Source organism: Burkholderia sp. USMB20 (assembly GCF_000949135.2).
Classification (GTDB): Bacteria; Pseudomonadota; Gammaproteobacteria; order Burkholderiales; family Burkholderiaceae; genus Burkholderia.
In genome coordinates, this window is record NZ_JTAN02000019.1 from 962,412 (window position 1) to 984,709 (window position 22,298).

Annotated in this window: 19 protein-coding genes and 1 pseudogene; 11 read left to right on the plus strand and 9 right to left on the minus strand. The window is 68.1% G+C overall.

The features are described 5' to 3' along the window. The first annotated feature begins 33 nt into the window (after positions 1-33). Positions 34-861: a carbon-nitrogen hydrolase family protein gene (locus PL79_RS28910; protein ID WP_044844040.1), complete on the plus strand. Its 828-nt coding sequence runs from the start codon at positions 34-36 to the stop codon at positions 859-861. Positions 862-953: 92 nt separating this feature from the next. Continuing rightward, entirely contained in the window at positions 954-2,420 is a 1,467-nt protein-coding gene (tldD, locus tag PL79_RS28915; RefSeq protein WP_044844039.1) for a metalloprotease TldD, read from the plus strand. Between the two features lie 110 nt (positions 2,421-2,530). On the opposite strand, the gene PL79_RS36385 is transcribed toward tldD, so the two are convergent. After that, on the minus strand, positions 2,531-2,776 hold the full coding sequence (locus tag PL79_RS36385) for a hypothetical protein (RefSeq protein ID WP_185725004.1): 246 nt from the start codon (positions 2,774-2,776) through the stop codon (positions 2,531-2,533). A gap of 42 nt (positions 2,777-2,818) precedes the next feature. Between PL79_RS36385 and aroG the strand changes: the two genes are divergently transcribed. The 3 genes from aroG to PL79_RS28935 all read left to right on the plus strand — a co-directional run bounded on the left by aroG (position 2,819) and on the right by PL79_RS28935 (position 4,667). Then, the gene (gene aroG / locus PL79_RS28925; protein ID WP_044844038.1) at positions 2,819-3,892 is read left to right on the plus strand and encodes a 3-deoxy-7-phosphoheptulonate synthase AroG; all 1,074 of its coding nucleotides are present in this window, start codon (positions 2,819-2,821) and stop codon (positions 3,890-3,892) included. Positions 3,893-4,011: 119 nt separating this feature from the next. Continuing rightward, a complete protein-coding gene (locus PL79_RS28930) occupies positions 4,012-4,281 on the plus strand; it encodes a type II toxin-antitoxin system Phd/YefM family antitoxin (RefSeq protein ID WP_044844037.1) in 270 nt (89 codons plus the stop codon). Further along, complete coding sequence (locus PL79_RS28935) at positions 4,278-4,667, plus strand: type II toxin-antitoxin system VapC family toxin (protein WP_044844036.1); 390 nt, start codon at positions 4,278-4,280, stop codon at positions 4,665-4,667. The genes PL79_RS28930 and PL79_RS28935 overlap by 4 nt, the downstream gene beginning before the upstream one ends. Positions 4,668-4,752: 85 nt before the next feature. Here PL79_RS28935 and hmpA read toward each other — a convergent pair whose 3' ends face one another. Then, on the minus strand, positions 4,753-5,961 hold the full coding sequence (gene hmpA, locus PL79_RS28940; RefSeq protein ID WP_044844035.1) for an NO-inducible flavohemoprotein: 1,209 nt from the start codon (positions 5,959-5,961) through the stop codon (positions 4,753-4,755). Between the two features lie 94 nt (positions 5,962-6,055). Further along, the gene (locus tag PL79_RS28945; RefSeq protein ID WP_044844034.1) at positions 6,056-6,607 is read right to left on the minus strand and encodes a cob(I)yrinic acid a,c-diamide adenosyltransferase; all 552 of its coding nucleotides are present in this window, start codon (positions 6,605-6,607) and stop codon (positions 6,056-6,058) included. A 140-nt stretch (positions 6,608-6,747) separates the two neighbouring features. Between PL79_RS28945 and PL79_RS28950 the strand changes: the two genes are divergently transcribed. The 6 genes from PL79_RS28950 (at position 6,748) to proC (ending at position 13,913) form a co-directional block, all read left to right on the plus strand. Next, the gene (locus PL79_RS28950; RefSeq protein WP_044844033.1) at positions 6,748-8,157 is read left to right on the plus strand and encodes an FAD-binding oxidoreductase; all 1,410 of its coding nucleotides are present in this window, start codon (positions 6,748-6,750) and stop codon (positions 8,155-8,157) included. 37 nt (positions 8,158-8,194) lie between these two features. Then, a complete protein-coding gene (locus PL79_RS28955) occupies positions 8,195-9,688 on the plus strand; it encodes an FAD-linked oxidase C-terminal domain-containing protein (RefSeq protein WP_044844032.1) in 1,494 nt (497 codons plus the stop codon). A 180-nt stretch (positions 9,689-9,868) separates the two neighbouring features. Beyond that, positions 9,869-10,957 (plus strand): glycolate oxidase subunit GlcE, encoded by a 1,089-nt coding sequence (glcE, locus tag PL79_RS28960; protein ID WP_044844031.1) that lies wholly within the window; start codon positions 9,869-9,871, stop codon positions 10,955-10,957. Positions 10,958-10,964: 7 nt separating this feature from the next. After that, a complete protein-coding gene (gene glcF, locus PL79_RS28965) occupies positions 10,965-12,191 on the plus strand; it encodes a glycolate oxidase subunit GlcF (protein ID WP_044844030.1) in 1,227 nt (408 codons plus the stop codon). A gap of 160 nt (positions 12,192-12,351) precedes the next feature. Continuing rightward, positions 12,352-13,050 (plus strand): YggS family pyridoxal phosphate-dependent enzyme, encoded by a 699-nt coding sequence (locus PL79_RS28970; RefSeq protein ID WP_044844138.1) that lies wholly within the window; start codon positions 12,352-12,354, stop codon positions 13,048-13,050. Positions 13,051-13,100: 50 nt separating this feature from the next. Next, positions 13,101-13,913: a pyrroline-5-carboxylate reductase gene (gene proC, locus PL79_RS28975; RefSeq protein ID WP_044844029.1), complete on the plus strand. Its 813-nt coding sequence runs from the start codon at positions 13,101-13,103 to the stop codon at positions 13,911-13,913. A 102-nt stretch (positions 13,914-14,015) separates the two neighbouring features. Here proC and ubiA read toward each other — a convergent pair. From ubiA to recG, 6 genes and pseudogenes are all read right to left on the minus strand, one after another. Next, positions 14,016-14,887 (minus strand): annotated as a pseudogene (gene ubiA, locus PL79_RS28980) (4-hydroxybenzoate octaprenyltransferase). Positions 14,888-15,170: 283 nt separating this feature from the next. Next, positions 15,171-15,659 (minus strand): non-specific DNA-binding protein DpsA, encoded by a 489-nt coding sequence (dpsA, locus tag PL79_RS28985; RefSeq protein ID WP_044844027.1) that lies wholly within the window; start codon positions 15,657-15,659, stop codon positions 15,171-15,173. A 120-nt stretch (positions 15,660-15,779) separates the two neighbouring features. Next, positions 15,780-15,914 carry a hypothetical protein gene (locus PL79_RS36950; RefSeq protein ID WP_268906939.1) on the minus strand — a complete coding sequence of 45 codons (135 nt, stop codon included), beginning with the start codon at positions 15,912-15,914 and terminating at the stop codon, positions 15,780-15,782. A 104-nt stretch (positions 15,915-16,018) separates the two neighbouring features. After that, positions 16,019-18,205 (minus strand): catalase/peroxidase HPI, encoded by a 2,187-nt coding sequence (gene katG, locus PL79_RS28990; protein WP_044844026.1) that lies wholly within the window; start codon positions 18,203-18,205, stop codon positions 16,019-16,021. A gap of 569 nt (positions 18,206-18,774) precedes the next feature. Further along, the gene (locus PL79_RS28995; protein ID WP_044844025.1) at positions 18,775-19,734 is read right to left on the minus strand and encodes a hydrogen peroxide-inducible genes activator; all 960 of its coding nucleotides are present in this window, start codon (positions 19,732-19,734) and stop codon (positions 18,775-18,777) included. A 137-nt stretch (positions 19,735-19,871) separates the two neighbouring features. Next, complete coding sequence (gene recG, locus PL79_RS29000; RefSeq protein ID WP_044844024.1) at positions 19,872-22,211, minus strand: ATP-dependent DNA helicase RecG; 2,340 nt, start codon at positions 22,209-22,211, stop codon at positions 19,872-19,874. Positions 22,212-22,298: the final 87 nt, after the last annotated feature.

Genomic DNA, 22,298 nt, shown 5'->3' on the forward strand with positions numbered 1-22,298 from the left:
CCGCACCCCATTTATGACGCAACCGATCCAGCGATGACCGATCACACCCGTTCCGCCACGCCCTTTCGGGTCGCCGCGCTGCAGATGGTGAGCACGCCGGACGTCGCACGCAATCTCGCCGAAGCCGGCCGCCTGATCGCGGAAGCGGCCGGCGACGGCGCGCAGCTCGTCCTGCTGCCCGAGTATTTCTGCTTCATGGGCCATCGCGACACCGACAAGCTCGCGCTCGCCGAACCCTACCGTGACGGCCCGATCCAGCGCTTCCTGTCGGAGGCCGCGCACCGTCACGGCATCTGGGTGATCGGCGGCACGCTGCCGCTGAAGGCGCCGGAGCCCGATCGCGTGCTGAACACGACGCTCGTGTTCGACCCGAACGGCCAGGAAGCCGCCCGCTACGACAAGATCCACCTGTTCAACTTCGAGAAAGGCGACGAATCGTTCGACGAGGCGCGCACGATCCGCGCGGGCGACACGGTCGTCGCGTTCGACGCGCCGTTCGGGCGGGTCGGCCTGTCGGTCTGTTACGATCTGCGCTTTCCGGAGCTGTATCGCAGGATGGGCGACTGCGCGCTGATCGTCGTGCCGTCGGCGTTTACGTATACGACGGGCCGCGCGCACTGGGAAATGCTGCTGCGCGCGCGGGCCGTGGAGAACCAGTGCTACGTGCTCGCGGCCGCGCAAGGCGGCAAGCACGAGAACGGCCGGCGCACCTGGGGCCACAGCATGCTGATCGACCCGTGGGGCGAGATCGTCGCGGTCCGCGACGAAGGCGCGAGCGTCGTGACCGGCGCGCTCGATCCGCAGCGCATCGCCGACGTGCGCCAGAGCCTGCCCGCGTGGCGGCATCGCGTGCTGGCCTGAACCGCTGAACCGCCCGGCGCTTGAAACGCTGCCCGGCCAACCCATCTGCCCAGAACGCACCCGACAACTTTTTGAGAACCCTCGATACCCGCATGAACATCATCGAACCCGGCATCCGCAATCTTGCGCTGGCGAAGGACATCCTCCTCACGCCGTACGGCCTCGACGAGAGCCTGCTCACGCGCACGATCGCCGACATCTTCACGCATCGCGTCGACTACGCCGACCTGTACTTCCAGGCGACCCGCAGCGAAGCGTGGAGCCTCGAGGAAGGCATCGTGAAGTCGGGCAGTTTCAGCATCGACCAGGGCGTCGGCGTGCGCGCGGTCGCGGGCGACCGCACCGCGTTCGCGTACTCGGACGACCTGTCGCCGGAAGCGATCGCGCAGGCGGCCGCGGCCACCAAGGCGATCGCGGCGGCCGGCGGCGGCCGCCAGAAGATCAAGGCGGCCACTTCCCTGAAGGGCATCTCGGGCCGCGACCTGTACCTGCCGTCCGATCCGCTCGCGTCGCTCGACGCGACCGCGAAGGTCAAGCTGCTCGAGCGCATCGAGCAGATGGCGCGCGGGCGCGACCCGCGCGTCACGCAGGTGATGGCGGGCCTCGCCGGCGAATACGACGTCGTGCTGGTCGCGCGCAGCGACGGCGCGCTCGCGGCCGACATCCGCCCGCTGGTGCGCGTGTCGGTCACGGTGATCGCCGAACAGAACGGCCGCCGCGAGATCGGCTCCGGGGGCGGCGGCGGCCGCTTCGACTACGGCTACTTCACCGACGACGTGCTGTCGCGCTACGTCGACGACGCCGTGCACGCGGCGCTCGTCAACCTCGACGCGCGCCCCGCGCCGGCCGGCGCGATGACCGTCGTGCTGGGGCCGGGCTGGCCGGGCGTGCTGCTGCACGAGGCGATCGGCCACGGCCTCGAGGGCGACTTCAACCGCAAGGGTTCGTCGGCGTTCGCCGGCCGGATCGGCGAGCAGGTCGCCGCGAAGGGCGTGACGGTGGTCGACGACGGCACGCTGCCGAACCGCCGCGGCTCGCTGAACATCGACGACGAAGGCAACCCGACGCAGTGCACGACGCTGATCGAGGACGGCATCCTGAAGGGCTACATCCAGGACACGCTGAACGCGCGCCTGATGAAGATGCCCGTCACCGGCAACGCGCGGCGCGAGTCGTACGCGGCGCTGCCGATGCCGCGCATGACCAACACGTACATGCTGAACGGCGACAAGGATCCGAAGGAAATCATCGCGTCGGTGAAGAACGGCCTGTACGCGGTGAACTTCGGCGGCGGCCAGGTCGACATCACGAACGGCAAGTTCGTGTTCTCGGCGTCCGAGGCGTACATGATCGAGAACGGCAAGATCACCTACCCGGTGAAGGGCGCGACGCTGATCGGCAGCGGCCCGGAATCGCTGAAGTACGTGAGCATGATCGGCAACGACATGTCGCTCGACTCGGGCGTCGGCGTGTGCGGCAAGGAAGGCCAGAGCGTGCCGGTGGGCGTCGGCCAGCCGACCCTGCGGATCGACAAGATGACGGTCGGCGGTACGGCATAACCGCATCGCGGCGCAGACAATCCGCGCATTTTGACAAAAGCGCGCGGATTCTCCGCATTTTTGAGCACCCCCGGTTGCCAGCGACGCGGCGACCGGGTATAAATTCCGAATCAACTTTTTTGACGAACCGAATCTCCGTCATGTCCGCCAAGTTTTATTTTTACTTTTTTTGGCATCTCAGACCGCTGGCGGATCGAGAGGGTTGATGGCGCGTGAAGCGCAACCGAAATTCCCGAAAAAACCGCCGGCGAACCCGGCGGTTTTTTTTCGCCCTTCGCCACCCGGTCGCCGCCGCAGCGGATCCCGCGGCCCCGACCGAAATCACTGAATCGCTTGAATCGATGAATCTGCCGCACGCGCACTGACCGAACGGCGCCCGCAAAACCAGGAGAAACAGCATGCCCCCGCACAACACCGACGACGTCCGCATCCGCGAACTCAAGGAACTGACGCCGCCCGCCCACCTGATCCGCGAATTCGCGTGCTCCGAGGCCGCGTCCGAGCTGATCTACAACTCGCGCCAGTCGATGCACCGCATCCTGCACGGGATGGACGACCGGCTGATCGTCGTGATCGGGCCGTGCTCGATCCACGATACGAAGGCGGCGATCGAGTACGCGGGGCGGCTCGTGAAGGAGCGCGAGCGCTTCAACGGCGAGCTGGAAATCGTGATGCGCGTGTACTTCGAGAAGCCGCGCACGACGGTCGGCTGGAAGGGGCTCATCAACGATCCGCACCTCGACAACAGCTTCAAGATCAACGAAGGGCTGCGCACCGCGCGCGAGCTGCTGCTGCAGATCAACGAGATGGGGCTGCCGGCCGCGACCGAATACCTCGACATGATCAGCCCGCAGTACATCGCCGACCTGATCTCGTGGGGCGCGATCGGCGCGCGCACGACCGAGTCGCAGGTGCACCGCGAGCTGGCGTCGGGGCTGTCGTGCCCGGTCGGCTTCAAAAACGGCACCGACGGCAACGTGAAGATCGCGGTCGACGCGATCAAGGCCGCATCGCAGCCGCACCATTTCCTGTCGGTGACCAAGGGCGGCCATTCGGCGATCGTGTCGACGGCCGGCAACGAGGACTGCCACGTGATCCTGCGCGGCGGCAAGACGCCGAACTACGACGCGGACAGCGTGAACGCCGCGTGCGCGGACATCGGCAAGGCCGGCCTCGCCGCGCGCCTGATGATCGACGCGAGCCACGCGAACAGCTCGAAGAAGCACGAGAACCAGATTCCCGTGTGCGCGGACATCGGCCGCCAGGTCGCGGCCGGCGACGAGCGCATCGTCGGCGTGATGATCGAGTCGCACCTCGTCGAGGGGCGCCAGGACCTGAAGGAAGGCTGCCCGCTGACCTACGGCCAGAGCATCACCGACGCGTGCATCGCGTGGGACGACAGCGTGAAGGTGCTCGAAGGCCTCGCGGAATCGGTGAAGGCACGCCGCGTCGCGCGCGGCAGCGGCAACTGACAGGCGATACCGGTCCGGACCGTGGCTTCCCGCCTGCCGACGGGTTGCCATGGTTCGACTGCGACCGGCATCCGGTTCTGCTAGACTAGCTAACACCCCCTAGCTAACCGGAGGTACTCATGTCGACCGTCAACATGCATGATGCCAAGTCGCGGCTTTCAAGTCTCGTCGAGGCACTGGAACTGGGGCGCGAATCCGAAGTCGTGATCGCCCGCAACGGCCATCCGGTCGCCCGCATCGTTCCCTACACGGCGCCGCGCCGCATCGGCGCCGCTCGTCAGCTGCTTGCCGGCCTGAACATCCCGACGACGGTCGAAGCATTCAATTCCGGCGACGAATCGATCGCAGCCGATTTCGATGCCAGCGCCGAGCGAGGACTCGCGCCGTGAAGCTGTTGCTCGACACGCATATCGCGCTGTGGGCGGCTGAAGGCGCGCCGCAACTGTCGCCGACCGCCGTCGCATTGATCGAGGATCCGCAGAACACGCTGTACGTCAGCGCCGCGTCTATCTGGGAAATCTCGATCAAGTATCGTAAAGGCAACCTCCCCGTTCATCCACGCGATGCCCGTTCGGCATTCCGGCTCGCTGGCTTCGCGGAATTGTCGATCAATAGCGATCACGCCGAGGCGGTCGCTGCGTTGCCGGATTTCCCTGACCATGCCGATCCGTTCGATCGCATGATGGTCGCGCAGGCGCTACATGAAGGCATGCCGCTCGTCAGTGCCGATCCGAAGGTATGGCGCTACCACGCAACACTGATGCTACGCGCCTGAAGTCGCCTGCCTGGCGCAGCACGAACAAAAGCCCGACTCGCGCCGGGCTTTTTCATTGCCTCGGCCGGAACCGGCCGTCAGATCCTCACTCGAGCGCACCCGAGCCGAAGATCTCGGTGTTGATGCGTTCCGGCGCGACGCCGAGCGCGACCAGCGCGTCGCGTTGCGCCTTCATGAACGCGATCGGGCCGCAGATGTAGTAGTCGGCGTCAGGCACAAGCGCGTATTGCTTCACGCGTTCCGGCGTCAGGCGCCCTTCGAGGTCGTGATCGACGCCAACCCGGTCGGTCGGCCCCACCAATTCATATAGCACCGTGCGCTTGACGTTCGCGTGTTCGCGCACCGTATCGTTCAGCCAGTCGCGGAACGCATGCACCGCGCCCGACCGGCATGCGTGGACGAACCGCACTCCACGCGTGCTGCCTTCGCCGACCAGCGTCGAGGCCATCGACACCATCGGCGTGAGCCCGACGCCGCCTGAGATCAGCACGACCGGCGTATCGGCGCCGCGCTTCAGCGAGAATTCGCCCATCGGCGCGGTCACCTCGACGATCGCGCCCTCCTCCACGCCGTCATGCATCAGCGTCGACACCTTGCCGGCCGGGATCGCTTCCGGCTGGCCGGCCTCGCGCTTCACCGAGATGCGCAGCCACTTGCCGTGCGGCGCGTCGGACAGGCTGTACTGGCGCGGCTGATCGACGCCGAGATCGCCGACGAAGCGCTTCACCGTGACGTACTGGCCCGGCGCGAAGCTCGGCGCGTCGCCGCCGTCGGCGGGCGTCAGGTAGAACGACGTGATCTCGTCGCTCTCACGCACCTTGCGGGCAACCTTGAACGGACGGAAGCCGCTCCACGCTGCGCCCGCGTACAGGTCGGCCTCGGCGCCGATCAGGATCTGCGCGAGCTGGCCGTACGCCACGCGCCATGCCTCGAGCGTCTCGGCATCGACCGCATCGCCGAGCACTTCGACGATCGACGCGAGCAGGTTCTCGCCGACGATCGGGTAATGCTCGGGGCGGATGTTCAGGCTCGCGTGCTTGTGCGCGATGTGCGACACCGCCCCGCCGAGCGCGCCGAGGTTGTCGATGTTCGCCGCATACGCATAGACCGCCTTCGCGAGCGTTTCCGGCTGGCTGCCGGTCTTCTGGTGCGTCTGGTTGAACAGGTTCTTCAGTTCCGGATGCCGCGCGAACATGCGCTGGTAGAAATGCTTCGTGATCGTCGCGCCGTGCACGGCGAGGACAGGGGCAGTGGCCTTCACGCGAGCCATCTGGTCAGCGGTGATGTGGGTCATGTTCGTTCTCCGTTAAACATGCTCGTACGATACATCTTTAAAAACAGACGTCCGTCGGGCAAATTGTCGCAGTGCGGAAACACGACGCCGGGCGTCAGCGGACGCGCCCGCGCTCCCACAGCACGTCCGAGCCGCCATCCGCGCGGTTCAGCACACGCGCCAGCACGAACAGCAGGTCCGACAGCCGGTTCACGTAACGCCGCGGCGCGTCATTGAGCGTGTCGGTACGCCCGAGCGCGACGATCGAGCGCTCCGCGCGGCGGCACACCGTCCGGCACACGTGCGCGAGCGACGCCGCACGCGAGCCGGCCGGCAGGATGAATTCCTTCAGCGGCGGCAGCGTCGCGTTGTAGTCGGCCAGCCACGTGTCGAGGCGCGCGAGGTGCGTGTCGTCGAGCACCGCATGGCCGGGAATGCACAGCTCGCCGCCGAGATCGAACAGGTCGTGCTGGATCGTGACGAGCGCCGTGCGCACGTCGTCCGGCAGCGTCTCGGCGAGCAGCACGCCAAGATTCGAGTTCAGTTCGTCGACGTCGCCGATCGCGGCGATCCGTGCGTCGTCCTTGCCGATGCGCCGGCCGTCGCCGAGGCCCGTGGTGCCGTCGTCGCCCGTGCGCGTCGCGATCTTGCTCAAGCGGTTGCCCATGCGAATGTCCTCTCGTGCGCGGCCGCGATGCGGCCCGGTTGGGTTGGTACGCGATTATCGCAGCCCGCGGCGGCGGGCGCAGCGGGCGTTCCAGCGTAGAATGGACCGAAAGTTTGACAAGCAGTCGTCAGGAGACATTCGTGAATCACCCTGCCCCGCCGGCCGCCACGCGCCGCCCGCTGCCCCCCGCCATGCTCGATGCGCTGCGCGCCGCCTTCGGCGAGCGCGTGTCGACCGCCGACGCCGTGCGCGCCCATCACGGCCGCGACGAATCGCCGTTCGATCCGCAGCTGCCCGACGCCGTCGTGTTCGCCCGCAACGCCGATGAAGTCCGCGAAGTCGTGTCGCTGTGCGCGCTCTACAGCGTGCCGCTGATCCCGTACGGCGCCGGCTCGTCGCTCGAAGGTCATCTGCTCGCGGTGCGCGGCGGCGTCTCGCTCGACCTGTCGGAAATGAACCGCGTGCTGTCGATCAACGCGGAAGACCTGACGGTCACGGTCGAACCGGGCATCACGCGCAAGGCGCTCAACGAAGCGCTGCGCGACACCGGCCTGTTCTTCCCGATCGATCCGGGCGCCGACGCCAGCATCGGCGGGATGACCGCGACCCGCGCATCGGGCACCAATGCCGTGCGCTACGGAACCATGCGCGAGAACGTGCTCGGCCTGACCGCCGTGCTCGCCGACGGCCGCGTCGTGAAGACGGGCTCGCGCGCGCGCAAGTCGTCCGCCGGCTACGACCTCACGCGCCTGTTCGTCGGCTCCGAAGGCACGCTCGGCGTGATCACCGAGATCACGCTGCGCCTGCATCCGCTGCCCGAAGCCGTGTCGGCCGCGATCTGCACGTTCCCGTCGATGGGCGACGCGGTGCGCACGGTGATCGAGACGATCCAGATCGGCGTGCCGATCGCGCGCGTCGAATTCGTCGACGCGCTCGCGGTGCGCTCGATCAACCGCCATTCGAACCTGACGCTCGCCGAAGCGCCGACGCTGTTCTTCGAATTCCACGGCACCGAGGCCGGCGTGAAGGAACAGGCCGAGCTCGTGCAGGCGCTCGCGGGCCAGAACAACGGCCAGGGCTTCGAATGGGCGACCCGCCCCGAGGACCGCACGCGGCTCTGGGCCGCGCGCCACAACGCGTACTTCGCGATGCTGCAGCTGAAGCCCGGCTGCCGCGCGGTGACGACCGACGTGTGCGTGCCGATCTCGCAGCTCGCCGCGTGCGTCGAGGAAACTGAGATCGACCTGCGCGCGTCGTCGCTGCCCTGTCCGATCGTCGGCCACGTCGGCGACGGCAATTTCCACGTCGCGATCCTGATCGATCCCGACAAGCCCGAGGAAATCGACGAAGCCGAACGCATCAACGACCGGATCGTCGAGCGCGCGCTGCGCCTCGGCGGCACCTGCACCGGCGAACACGGCGTCGGGCTGCACAAGATGCGCTTCCTGCCGAAGGAGCACGGCGACAACGCGATCGACGCGATGCGCGCGATCAAGCTGGCGCTCGATCCGCGCAACCTGATGAATCCCGGCAAGATCTTCACGTGCTGACACGGCGGCGCGCCGCCGCGCCCCGGCTGGAGACCCAATGAACGCTTCCGTCGAACTGTCGAGCGCGACCCGCGCGCAGCGCCAGCGCGAAGTCGTGCAGGCGCTGATGGCCGTGCTGCCGACGCATTGCCTGCTGTTCCGCGACGAAGACACCGCGCCGTACGAATGCGACGGCCTGTCGGCGTACCGCCGGCTGCCGCTCGCGGTCGCGCTGCCCGAAACCGAATCGCAGGTGCAGCGGATCGTGCAGATCTGCCGCCGCATGGAAGTGCCGATCGTGCCGCGCGGCGCCGGCACGAGCCTGTCCGGCGGCGCGCTGCCGATCGCGAACGGCGTCGTGCTGTCGCTCGCGCGCTTCACGCGCATCGTCGAGGTCGATCCGTACGCGCGCACGGCCACCGTGCAGCCCGGCGTGCGCAACCTCGCGATTTCGGAAGCCGCCGCGCCTTACGGGCTGTATTACGCCCCCGATCCTTCGTCGCAGATCGCCTGCACGATCGGCGGCAACGTCGCCGAAAATTCCGGCGGCGTCCATTGCCTGAAATACGGGCTGACGGTGCACAACGTGATGCGCGTGCGCGCGGTCACGATCGACGGCGAGGTCGTCGAATTCGGCTCGCTCGGTCTCGACGCGCCTGGCCTCGACCTGCTCGCCGTGATGATCGGCAGCGAAGGGATGTTCGCGATCGTCACCGAAATCACGGTGAAGCTGATCCCGAAACCGCAGACCGCGCAGCTCGTGATGGCGAGCTTCGACGATGTCGTGAAGGGCGGCGAGGCGGTCGCCGCGATCATCGCGTCGGGCATCATCCCGGCGGGGCTGGAGATGATGGACAAGCCGGCCACCCAGGCCGTCGAGGCGTTCACGCACGCGGGCTACGACCTCGACGCGAAGGCGATCCTGCTGTGCGAATCGGACGGCACGCCCGAAGAAGTCGCGGAGGAAATCGTCCGCATGACGGCCGTGCTGCGCGAGCATGGCGCGACGCGCATCCAGGTGTCGCGCAACGAAAGCGAGCGGCTGCGCTTCTGGTCCGGCCGCAAGAACGCGTTCCCGGCCGCCGGGCGCATTTCCGCCGACTATTACTGCATGGACGGCACCGTGCCGCGCCGTGCGATCGGCCCGCTGCTCGCCCGCATCGAGCAGCTCGAGACGCGCTACGGGCTGCGCTGCATCAACGTGTTCCATGCCGGCGACGGCAACATGCATCCGCTGATCCTCTACAACGCGAACGATCCGGACGAGCTGCACCGCGCCGAGCAGTTCGGCGCGGAAATCCTCGAATGCTGCGTGGAATTCGGCGGCAGCGTGACGGGCGAGCACGGCGTCGGCATCGAAAAGCTGAATTCGATGTGCGTGCAGTTCTCGCCGCAGGAGCGCGATGCGTTCTTCGCGGTCAAGCGCGCGTTCGATCCGGCCGGGCTGCTGAACCCCGACAAGGGCATCCCGACCCGCGCGCGCTGCGCCGAATACGGCCGCCAGCACGTGCGCGGAGGGCTGCTGCCGCACCCCGACCTGCCGCGCTTCTGAGCGCCGCGCGGTGCGCGGCCCGTGCCGCCGCGCGGGCCGCGATGTGCCGCCCTGCCCGCGCCGGCCGTGCGCGCGGCGACGCCCGCATGCATTCGTCATGCGTGGCTTAGGGATAGTCGCGATGTGGATTCGCGCCACCCCGGTACAATCGACCGGACAACAACGAGGCAGCAATACAACATGGAAGAGGACGACATCGTCGCCGGATGGGCCGAACGCGTCCGCGCCGCCAGTGCCGACGGCCGGCCGCTGCGGATTCGCGGCGGCGGCACCAAGGACTGGTACGGCCAGGCGCTGGACGGCGAAATACTCGACACGCGCGCGTTTCAGGGCGTCGTGTCGTACGACCCGGCCGAACTCGTCGTCACGGTCCGCGCGGGCACGCCGCTCGCGCAGCTCGAGGCCGTCCTCGCCGAGTGCGGCCAGATGCTGCCGTTCGAGCCGCCTCACTTCGGCCGCGCGGCCACCGTCGGCGGCTGCGTCGCGGCGGGCCTCGCGGGGCCGCGCCGCGCGACCTGCGGCGCGCCGCGCGATTTCGTGCTCGGCGTCACGCTGATGAACGGCCGCGGCGAAGCGCTGCGCTTCGGCGGGCAGGTCGTGAAGAACGTCGCCGGCTACGACGTGTCGCGGCTGATGGCCGGCTCGCTCGGCACGCTCGGGCTGATGCTCGAGCTGTCGATCAAGGTGCTGCCGGTGCCCGTCGCCGAAGTCACGCTGAAGTTCGAGATGACCGCGACCGACGCGGTGCGCAAGCTCAACGAATGGGGCGGCCATCCGCTGCCCGTCAGCGCGAGCGCGTGGCGCAACGGCACGCTCGTGCTGCGGCTGTCGGGCGCCGAGGCGGCCGTGAAATCGGCGAAGACGCTGCTCGGCGGCGAAGTCGTCGACGCGGTCGAGGCCGAGCGCTTCTGGGCAGCCGTGCGCGAGCACACCGACCCGTTCTTCAACGGCATCCCGCCCGGCTATGCGCTGTGGCGGCTCGCGCTGCCGTCGATCACCGAACCGATGCACCTGCCCGGCACCCAGCTGATGGAATGGGGCGGCGCGCAGCGCTGGTGGATCACCGACGCCGACGCGCAGACGGTGCGCATGAGCGCGAAGCAGGCCGGCGGCCATGCGACGCTGTTCCGCGCGGGCGAGTCGTACGACCGCAGCGCGGGCGTGTTCACGCCGCTGCCCGCGCCGCTGATGAAGATTCACCGCGGGCTGAAGGCTGCGTTCGATCCCGCACGCATCTTCAACCGCGGCCGGCTTTACCCTGATCTCTGAGGGATCGATGCAAACGAACCTCGCCGATTTCATCCGCAATACGCCCGACGGCGACGAGGCCGACGCGATCCTGCGCAAGTGCGTGCATTGCGGCTTCTGCACCGCGACGTGCCCGACCTATCAGCTGCTCGGCGACGAACTCGACGGCCCGCGCGGCCGCATCTACCTGATCAAGCAGATGGTCGAAGGCGCGCCCGTCACGCGCAGCACGCAGCAGCACCTCGACCGCTGCCTCACCTGCCGCAGCTGCGAGACGACCTGCCCGTCGGGTGTCCAGTACGGCCGGCTCGTCGAAATCGGCCGCAAGCACGTCGAGGCTCAAGTGCAGCGCCCGGTGCAGCAACGACTCGTGCGTCGCGTGCTCGCCAGCCTCGTGCCGAACGCGGCGCTGTTCTCGCCGCTCATGCGGCTCGGCCAGCACATGCGGCCGCTCTTGCCGAAACGGCTGCGCGACAAGGTGCCGCCGCGCACGCGGCTGCTCGAATGGCCGCAGCGCCCCCATTCGCGCAAGATGCTGATGCTCGCCGGCTGCGTGCAGCCGTCGATGCTGCCGAACATCAACATCGCGACCGCGCGCGTGCTCGACGCGCTCGGGGTCGAGACGATCGTCGCGCCCGACGCGGGCTGCTGCGGCGCGATCCGCCTGCACCTGAACTATCACGACGAAGCGCTCGACGACGCGCGCCGCAACATCGACGCGTGGTGGCCGTACGTCGAGCAAGGCGCCGAGGCGATCGTGATGAACGCAACGGGCTGCGGCGCGACGGTGCTCGAATACGCGCACCTGCTGCGCGACGATCCGGCCTATGCGGAGAAGGCGCAGCGCATCGTCGCGCTGACGCGCGACATCTCCGACGTGCTGCTCGCGTTCGAGGCCGAGATCGCGACGCTCGCGCGGCGCCGCGCGATCCATACCGTCGCGTACCACCCGCCGTGCACGCTGCAGCACGGCCAGCAGTCGCGCGGCAAGGTCGAGCGCCTGCTCGAGACGCTCGGCATCGACGTGCGGCTGCCGGCCGACAGCCATCTGTGCTGCGGCTCGGCCGGCACCTATTCGCTGACGCAGCCGTCGCTGTCGTACCGGCTGCGCAAGCAGAAGCTGCTGAAGCTGCAGGCACTCGAGCCGCAGATGATCGTGTCCGGCAACGTCGGCTGCATCGCGCACCTGCAAAGCGGCACGCAGATTCCGGTCGCGCACTGGATCCAGCTCGTCGAACATCTGCTGTACGGCTGACGCGGATGGCCGGCCCCGCCGGCGCCCCGTCCGTATAATGGGCGAACCGATGCAGCGCGTGCCGTGCCGCATCCGCTGCCGCGTTCGTCACCGCGTTCGTCGCCGCATTCGTCATCATTCGCCGCCGTACTCGCTTCCCGTGCCTGCTTCCATGCCCGTCATGTCCGATTTCGCCGTCCGTCTCGATTCCGTTCACCGCCGCATCGCCGACGCCGCCCGCGCGGCCGGCCGCGATCCCGCCACCGTCTCGCTGCTCGCCGTGTCGAAGACGTTTCCCGCCGACGACGTGCGCGCCGCGCATGCGGCCGGCCAACGCGCGTTCGGCGAGAACTACGTGCAGGAATCGATCGACAAGATCGACGCGCTCGCGGATCTGCGCGCCGCGCTCGAATGGCATTTCATCGGGCCGCTGCAATCGAACAAGACGCGCCCGGTCGCCGAACGGTTCGACTGGGTCCATTCGGTCGACCGGCTGAAGATCGCGCAGCGCCTCGCCGAACAGCGCCCCGCGCACCTGCCGCCGCTCAACGTATGCGTGCAGGTGAACATCAGCGGCGAGGCATCGAAGAGCGGTGTCGCGCCGGCCGACGTGGCCGACGTCGCGCGCGCGGTCGCCGCGCTGCCGGCGCTGCGCCTGCGCGGCCTGATGGCGATTCCCGAGCCGGCCGACGATATCGATGCGCAACGCGTGCCGCATCGCACGCTGCGCGCGCTGTACGACGCATTGCGTGCCGACGGCCTGCCGCTCGACACGTTGTCGATGGGCATGTCCGCCGATCTCGAGGCCGCGGTGCTCGAAGGCGCGACCATCGTGCGCGTCGGCACCGCAATCTTCGGCGCCCGCGATTATTCGCACTGAGCGCCGCCCTTTTCCGCCTTCCCGTTCACTCACTTGCTCAATTCGACACCATGAAAATCGCATTCATCGGCGGCGGCAACATGGCCGCGGCCCTGATCGGCGGCCTGATCAAGCGCGGCGTCGCCGCTGACGGCCTGTATGCCATCGACGTCAACGAAGACGCCCGCGCGCGCACCGCGCAGCAGTTCGGCATCCGCACCGGCGCGGCCGTGGACGCGACGCTCGCGGACTACGACGCGATCGTGCTCGCGGTGAAACCGCAGGTGCTGAAGGACGTCGCGCAGGCGCTCGCGCCGCACCTGACGTCGCAGCTCGTGATCAGCATCGCGGCCGGCATCCGCGGCACCGACCTCGCCCGCTGGCTCGGCGACTACGCACGCGTCGTGCGCACGATGCCGAACACGCCGGCGCTGGTCGGCATGGGCGTGACGGGCCTCGCCGCGCTGCCGGGCGTCGACGCGGCCGGTCGCGAGCTCGCGTCGAACGTGCTCGGCGCGGTCGGCGAGATCGTCTGGTTCGACGATGAAGCGCAGCTCGACGCGGTCACGGCGATCTCGGGCAGCGGCCCGGCGTACGTGTTCTATTTCATCGAAGCGCTGCAGGAAGCCGCGCGCCGCCTCGGCATGAACGACGAACAGGGCCGCGCGCTGGCGGTCGCGACGTTCGCGGGCGCCGCGCAGCTCGCCGCGCAGTCGGGCGAACCGGCGAGCGTGCTGCGCGAGCGCGTGACGTCGAAGGGCGGCACGACGGCCGCCGCGCTCGCGTCGTTCGACGCGCAAGGCGTGAAGGAAGCGATCGTGCGCGGCGCGCTCGCGGCCGAGGCACGCGCGAAGGAAATGGGCGACGAGCTCGGTCGCGCGTAAGCGCCGCGTCGTCGGCGGGGCTTGCCCGGCCGCGCCAGCAAAAAAAGCGGCCGCGGCCGCTTTTTTGTTGGCATCGCGCGCCGGCGAGGCGCCCGTACCGCTTCAATTGGCAGCCGGCCCCGCCAGCAGGTAATGCACGGCGATCCCCGCGAACAGCACGCCGCCGAGCCAGTTGTTGTGCCGGAACGCCGCGAAGCACGGCATCCGCTCGCGATCCTTGATCAGCGTGTAGTGATACAGCGCGCAGCCGACCGCCGCGGCCCAGCCGGCCCAGTACGCGAGACCGAAGCCGAGCGTCACGCCGATCCACACGTAGATGCCGAGCGTCACCGCATAGCACGCCATCACGGCCGCGACGTCGAAGCGGCCGAACGTCAGCGCGGACGTGCGAATGCCGATCTTGATGTCGTCGTCGCGGTCGACCATCGCGTATTCGGTGTCGTACGCGACCGACCAGAAGATGTTCGCCACCAGCATCACCCACGCGAGCGTCGGCACCGTGTCCTGCACGGCCGCGAACGCCATCGGGATGCCGAAGCCGAACGCGATGCCGAGATACGCCTGCGGAATCGCGAAGAAACGCTTCATGAACGGGTACGAACCGGCGACGAACAGCGCGACGACCGACAGCTCCTTCGTCAGCGTGTTGAGCGGCTGGATCAGCAGGAACGCGATGAACGACAGCACCACCGCGATCGCGACGGCTTCCCATGCGCGGATCTTGCCCGACGTCAGCGGCCGGTCGGCCGTGCGCTTCACGTGACGGTCGAAATCGCGGTCCGCATAGTCGTTCATCGCGCAGCCGCCGAGCGCATCAGCAGCGTGCCGAGCGCGAAGATCACCAGCAGCGGCCAGCGCGGATGACCGTCCGACGCGATCCACAGCGCGTTGAGCGTCGGCCAGAGCAGCAGCAGGCTGCCGATCGGCTTGTCCATCCGGACGAGCCGCAGGTACAGGGGAAAGCGGGGGAGCATGGCGAACCACCGGGAAGAGAATCCCGGCATTTTAGAGCCGAGCGGCGGTTCGCGTCATGTCGGGACGGCCCGCAGCCGGGTGCGGCGGCGCGCGCGCAGGCTGCTCGGGCCCGCTGCACGCGGCCGAGCAGCCGCGTACGTCAATCAGGGGACAGATGCGTGGGCAGGGCGGGCCCGCCCTGCCCGACATTCGATGCCGATGCGGGCAATCCGACCCCGCTTCGACTTCGGGACACCGCCCAGTTGACACTGGCCGCACGACGCACGGCCGGTCACGCCGGATTCAGGCAAGCAGCGACCGCAGCATCCACGCGGTCTTTTCATGCGTCTGCAGGCGCTGCGTCAGCAGGTCGGCGGTCGGCTCGTCGCTCGCCGCATCGGCGATCGGGAAAATTTCGCGCGCGGTGCGCACGACCGTCTCGTGCCCTTCGACGAGCTGGCGGATCATCTCTTCGGCCGCCGGCACGCCGTTCGCTTCCGGCACCGACGACAGCTTCGCGAAATCCGCGAACGTGCCCGGCGCGACGACGCCGAGCGTGCGAATGCGCTCGGCGACCAGGTCGACCGCGAGCCACAGTTCGTTGTACTGCTCTTCGAACATCAGATGCAGCGTGTTGAACATCGGACCCGTGACGTTCCAGTGGAAGTTGTGGGTCTTCAGGTACAGCGAAAACGTATCGGCGAGCAGACGCGACAGGCCGTCCGCGATCTTCTTGCGGTCCTTGTCGCTGATGCCGATGTTGATCTGCGTGGCGTTGCCTTTCCTGGCCATCTTCGGGACTCCTCATTCGAAATGTTGAACCGGCGAAAACGCGTCGAGCAATCCGCATGCCGCGCCGTGCGGCATCCGTTCGCGACGTGCCAGTCTAGCGCGGCGCGCGATTCGCTGCGCTCAGCCGCCGAGCGCGTGCAGCGCCTGCGCGACCAGCTCGGCCGCCCCGCCGATGACGATCGCGAAACCGACGATACGGCGCGCCAGCTCGGCCGGCGTGAACGCGGCGCGCATGTTCAGCATCATTTGCGTCATGGTCGTCACTCCTTCGACAAGACCTTGAATCGGAAGAAAAAACGGCCGGTCGTGCGACCGGCCGTTTCACGTTACAGCATGACTGCGTCAGCACATCGCGACTTTCACGCGAGGTCGAAGCGGTCGAGGTTCATCACCTTGTTCCAGGCCGCGACGAAATCGCGCACGAACTTCTCGTGCGCGTCGGCGCTGCCGTACACCTCGGCCAGCGCCCGCAGCTGCGAGTGCGAACCGAAGATCAGGTCGACGCGCGTGCCGGTCCACTTGACCTGGCCCGTCGCCCGATCGCGCCCTTCGAACACGTCGTTCGCGGCCGACACCGGCTTCCACTCCGTGCCCATGTCGAGCAGGTTCACGAAGAAGTCGTTGGTCAGCGCGCCCGGACGATCGGTGAACACGCCGTGCTTTGCGTCACCGACGTTCGCGCCGAGCACCCGCAGGCCGCCGACGAGCACCGTCAGCTCCGGCCCGCTCAGCGTCAGCAGCTGGGCCTTGTCGACCAGCAGCGCCTCGGCCGGCGTCTTGTACGCGTGCTTCAGGTAGTTGCGGAAACCGTCCGCAACCGGCTCGAGCACGGCCATCGCCTCGATGTCGGTCTGCTCTTGCGACGCGTCCATCCGGCCCGGTGCGAACGGCACCGTCACCGCGACACCCGCGTTCTTCGCGGCCTGTTCGACGCCGGCTGCACCGGCGAGCACGATCAGGTCGGCGAGCGACACCTTCTTGCCGCCCGTCTGCGCATCGTTGAACGCCTTCTGCACGCCTTCGAGCGTCTCGAGCACCGCGGCAAGTGCCGCCGGCTGGTTCACTTCCCAGTCCTTCTGCGGGGCGAGGCGGATGCGCGCGCCGTTCGCGCCGCCGCGCTTGTCCGAACCGCGGAACGTGGAAGCCGACGCCCACGCGGTCGATACGAGCTGCGCGACCGACAGGCCCGACGCGAGCACCTTCGCCTTCAGCGCCGCGACGTCGGCGGCGTCGATCAGCGGGTGGTCGACGGCCGGGATCGGGTCTTGCCACAGCAGGTGCTCGGCCGGCACTTCCGGGCCCAGATAGCGCGCACGCGGACCCATGTCGCGGTGCGTGAGCTTGAACCAGGCGCGCGCGAACGCGTCGGCGAACTCGGCCGGGTTCTCGTAGAAGCGGCGCGAGATCTTCTCGTAGGCCGGGTCGAAACGCAGCGACAGGTCGGTCGTCAGCATCGTCGGGCGATGCTTCTTCGCCGGATCGAACGCATCGGGAATCACCTCGTCGGCGCCCTTCGCAACCCACTGGTGCGCGCCGGCCGGGCTCTTCGTCAGTTCCCATTCATAGCCGAACAGGTGCTTGAAGAAGTCGTTGCTCCACTTCGTCGGCGTCGACGTCCACGTGACTTCGAGGCCGCTCGTGATCGCGTCGCGGCCCTTGCCCGATGCGTACGTGCTCTTCCAGCCGAGGCCCTGCTGCTCGATGCCCGCCGCTTCCGGCTCGGGGCCGACGTTCGTGGCGGGGCCGGCGCCGTGCGTCTTGCCGAACGTGTGGCCGCCGGCGATCAGCGCGACCGTCTCTTCGTCGTTCATCGCCATCCGCGCGAACGTCTCGCGGATGTCGCGGGCCGCCGCGACCGGGTCGGGGTTGCCGTCCGGGCCTTCCGGGTTCACGTAGATGAGGCCCATCTGCACGGCCGCGAGCGGGTTCTCGAGATCACGGTCGCCCGAGTAGCGGCTGTTCGGGCCGCCGCTCAGTTCCAGCCAGATCTTTTCCGAACCCCAGTAGACGTCGTCCGGTTCCCACGTGTCGACGCGGCCGCCCGCGAAGCCGAAGGTCTTGAAGCCCATCGATTCGAGCGCGACGTTGCCGGTCAGGATCATCAGGTCGGCCCACGAGATGTTGCGGCCGTACTTCTGCTTGATCGGCCACAGCAGCCGGCGCGCCTTGTCGAGGTTGCCGTTGTCCGGCCAGCTGTTCAGCGGCGCGAAGCGCTGTTGCCCGCCGCCCGCGCCGCCGCGGCCGTCGGCGGTCCGGTACGTGCCGGCGCTGTGCCAGGCCATCCGGATGAACAGGCCGCCGTAGTGGCCGAAGTCGGCCGGCCACCAGTCCTGCGACGTGGTCATCAGCGCCTGCAGATCGCGCTTCACCGCCGCGAGGTCGAGCTTCTTGAACGCTTCCGCGTAGTCGAAATCCTTGTCCATCGGATCGGACAGCGCCGAGTGCCGGTGCAGGATGTTGAGATTGAGCTGGTTCGGCCACCAGTCCCTGTTCGACGTGCCGCCGGCCGCCGTATGGTTGAACGGACACTTCGATTCGGTCGACATGCTTTTTCTCCTTTGCTTGACTCGTAAGCCCCCACTTGCCGGGCGCGGTTCATGGAGCATTGCGGGGGGATGAAACGGAACAGGTTGATCCTGTCGTACTACGGGGTGTCAGGCCGCGCGGCCTTCGATGCGGGTTGCGGGACTTCGGACATGCAACGCTCCCTCATGGCTGAACGGCGGTGAGTCGGGGAACACCGAACCGGCATGCAACGGCACTCATCCGCCATACGTACGGTCCGCCAGGTACGCGAACGCAATCGGGCGCAGGCTCCGGGCCGCGGCCCTCGCACGATTGACGACCTCGTCGCGCGACGGGATGTTCCGCTGCGCGTGCTGCAGTACCGACCGCATCATGACATCCTCCTTTGACGCTTGCATTCAACGTGCGAATCGAACCGCCGATCCGACGCGATCCATGAGAATGATTCTAATTACATCTATCGATTATTTGAATTTAATAAATTTTATCTATTCAATAGGCAAAAATAAACGGGGTCGCCAGACCCCGTTCATCCGCCTGCTTCGGGAGCACTGCTCCCTGCTCAGTTCACTCAGTTCACTCAGTTCACTCAGTTCATCGTCGCCGGCATGTCGAGCTTCGCGACGCCCGGCAGCTCGCACGCGGCGATCGCCTCGCTGATCGCGTCGATCGCGGGCATCCGCGTGAAGCTCTTGCGCCACACCAGCACGACGCGGCGATCCGGCACCGGTTCGTTGAACGGCACGTACGACAGCAACTCGGCGTCGGGGCCGTTCGCGCGCGGACCAACCTCGGCGACCGACATCCGCGGCAGCACCGTGATGCCGACGCCGCTCGCGACCATGTGGCGAATGGTTTCAAGCGACGAGCCCTCGAAGGTCTTCTGGATGCCGTCGGCCGTCTGCGAGAAGCGCATCAGCTCCGGGCACACGCCGAGCACGTGATCGCGGAAGCAATGGCCGTTGCCGAGCAGCAGCATCGTTTCCTGCTTCAGGTCCTCGGCATCGATTTCCTCGCGCTTCTCCCACGGATGGCCGGCCGGCAGCGCGACGACGAACGGCTCGTCGTACAGCGGCCGCACCATCAGGCCGGTTTCGGGGAACGGCAGCGCCATGATCGCGGCGTCGATCTCGCCCTGCTTCAGCAGTTCGAGCAGCTTCAGCGTGTAGTTTTCCTGCAGCATCAGCGGCATCTGCGGCACGCGCTGGATCATCTGCTTGACGAGCGTCGGCAGCAGGTACGGCCCGATCGTGTAGATCACGCCGAGCCGGAACGGGCCGACGAGCGGGTCCTTGCCCTGCTTCGCGATCTCCTTGATCGCGAAGGTCTGCTCGAGCACGCGCTGCGCCTGCGTGACGATCTGGTCGCCGATCGGGGTCACGCTCACTTCGCTCGCGCCGCGCTCGAAAATCTGCACGTTGAGCTCGTCTTCGAGCTTCTTGATCGCCACCGACAGCGTCGGCTGGCTCACGAAGCACGCTTCGGCCGCGCGACCGAAGTGCCGTTCGCGCGCGACCGCGACGATGTATTTCAATTCAGTCAGGGTCATTGTGGGTCAATCAGGGATATACAGGCGATAGGTTTAATTTATACACCCGTTGGCACCGGTTCGCCAAGTTTCTCTGTATCGCAACACGCCGAATCAGCGCTGAATGGCGGTTTTAAATCCGACCCTGAATGCGCGAATCAGGCCTTCAGATATTGCTCGCGCGCGCCGAGCCAGCGGGCGAGATGCTGCGTGACCACGTCGGGATACGCGGCGATCAGCCGCGCCGCCGCGTCGCGGGCCGGATCGATCAGCCAGCCGTCGGTCTCGAGGTTCGCGAAGCGCAGCATCGCCGCGCCGGACTGGCGCGCGCCGAGGAATTCGCCGGGGCCGCGGATCTCGAGGTCGCGCCGCGCGATCTCGAAGCCGTCGGTCGTCTCGCGCATCGTCTTCAGCCGCTCGCGGCCGGTCAGCGACAGCGGGCCCGTGTACAGCAGCACGCACACCGACGCCGCGGTGCCGCGCCCGACGCGGCCGCGCAGCTGGTGCAACTGCGCGAGGCCGAAGCGCTCCGCGTGCTCGATCACCATCAGCGAGGCATTCGGCACGTCGACGCCGACTTCGATCACGGTCGTCGCGACGAGCAGCTGCACGTCGTTGCGCGTGAAGGCCTCCATCACGGCCGCCTTGTCGGCCGGCGACAGCCGCCCGTGCACGAGCCCGACCTTCAGCTCGGGCAGTGCCGCGGCCAGCGTTTCATAGGTTTCGACGGCCGTCTGCAACTGCAGCGTCTCGCTCTCCTCGATCAGCGGACACACCCAGTACACCTGGCGGCCGGTCAGCGCGGCCTCGCGCACGCGGGCGATCACCTCCTCGCGCCGCGCGTCGCCGACGAGGCGCGTCAGCACCGGCGTGCGGCCCGGCGGCAGCTCGTCGATCGTCGACACCTCGAGGTCCGCGTAATACGTCATCGCGAGCGTGCGCGGGATCGGCGTGGCCGACATCATCAGCTGGTGCGGCTGGAAATCGCGCGCGCCGTTGGCCGCGTTCGCGGCCTTCGCGCGCAGCGCGAGACGCTGCTCGACGCCGAAGCGGTGCTGCTCGTCGACGATCACGAGGCCGAGCCGCGCGAATTCGACGGTGTCCTGGATGATCGCGTGCGTGCCGATCACGAGCTGCGCGGTGCCGAGCGCCGCGGCCTCGATCGCCGCGCGCTTCTCCTTCGCCTTCAGGCTGCCCGCGAGCCATGCGACCGTGACGCCGAGCGGTTCGAGCCACGCGCGCAGCTTGCGCGCGTGCTGTTCCGCGAGGATTTCGGTCGGCGCCATCAGCGCGGCCTGGTAGCCGGCGTCGATCGCCTGCGCGGCCGCCAGCGCCGCGACGACCGTCTTGCCGCTGCCGACGTCGCCCTGCAGCAGCCGCTGCATCGGGTGCGCGAGCGTGAGGTCGTGCGCGATCTCGTCGACGACGCGCGACTGCGCGCCCGTCAGCGTGAACGGCAGCGCCGCGTAAAGGCGTGTGGTCAGCGCATCGGCATCGGTCGCGGCGCGGCGCGGCATCGCGGGCGCCGCGCGCGTGCGGCGCTCCTCGTGCGCGCGCTTGAGCGACAGCTGCTGCGCGAGCAGCTCCTCGAACTTGATGCGGGTCCACGCCGGATGCGAGCCGTCCATCAGCGCGGCTTCGTCGGAATCGATGGCCGGGTGGTGCAGGATGCGCACGGCCTGCGCGAGCGTCGGCACGCCGAGCGGCTTCAGGTAGTCGCGCTCGATCTCGGGCGGCAGCAGCTCGGGCAGCGGCGTGCGCTCGACCGCGTTCTCGATCGCCTTGCGCAGATACGCCTGCGACACGCCGGCCGTGCTCGGATAGACGGGCGTGAGCACCTGCGGCAGCGGCGCATCGGCCTCGACGACGCGCACGGCCGGATGCACCATCTCCATCCCGAAGAAGCCGCCGCGCACGTCGCCGCGCACGCGCAGCCGCTGGCCGACGGCCATCTGCTTGACCTGCGAGCCGTAGAAATTGAGGAAGCGCAGCACGAGCTGCTCGCCGTCGTCGTCCTGGATCTTCACGACGAGCTGCCGACGCGGCCGGTACGCGACCTCGTTGTCGAACACGACGCCTTCGGTCTGCGCGATGCCGCCCGGCAGCAGTTCGCCGATCGGCGTGAGCGTGGTTTCGTCCTCGTAGCGCATCGGCAGATGCAGCACGAGATCGATCGAGCGCGTGAGGCCGAGCTTCGCGAGCTTGTCGACGGTCTTCACGGGTTTGTCGGCGGCCGGCTTCTTCTTGCGTTTCGCACCGGATTGTCCCGCTGCGCCCGCCTCGTCGCTGCCCGCGCCCGGTTCGGCGTCGGGCGCGGCCGCGGCCGGCTGCGCGAGCCGGCCGTCGGCACCGCGCTTCGGGCCCGTGCGGCGCGGCGCGATACTGCGCGGCGGCTCGTGCTCCCCCGCGCTGCGCGCGGGCAACGCGGCATCGTCCGCGTCGAACGGATCGGCGGAATCGGCAACGGCGGCGGTGGAACGGCGTGGTGACACAGGCATCGGATCGTCTGGGTGCTTCGCAAGGCAAGTACAATAGCGGCTTTCACGTCGTCCGAACGAACGACGCCGGCCAGGCCGCGCATCCCG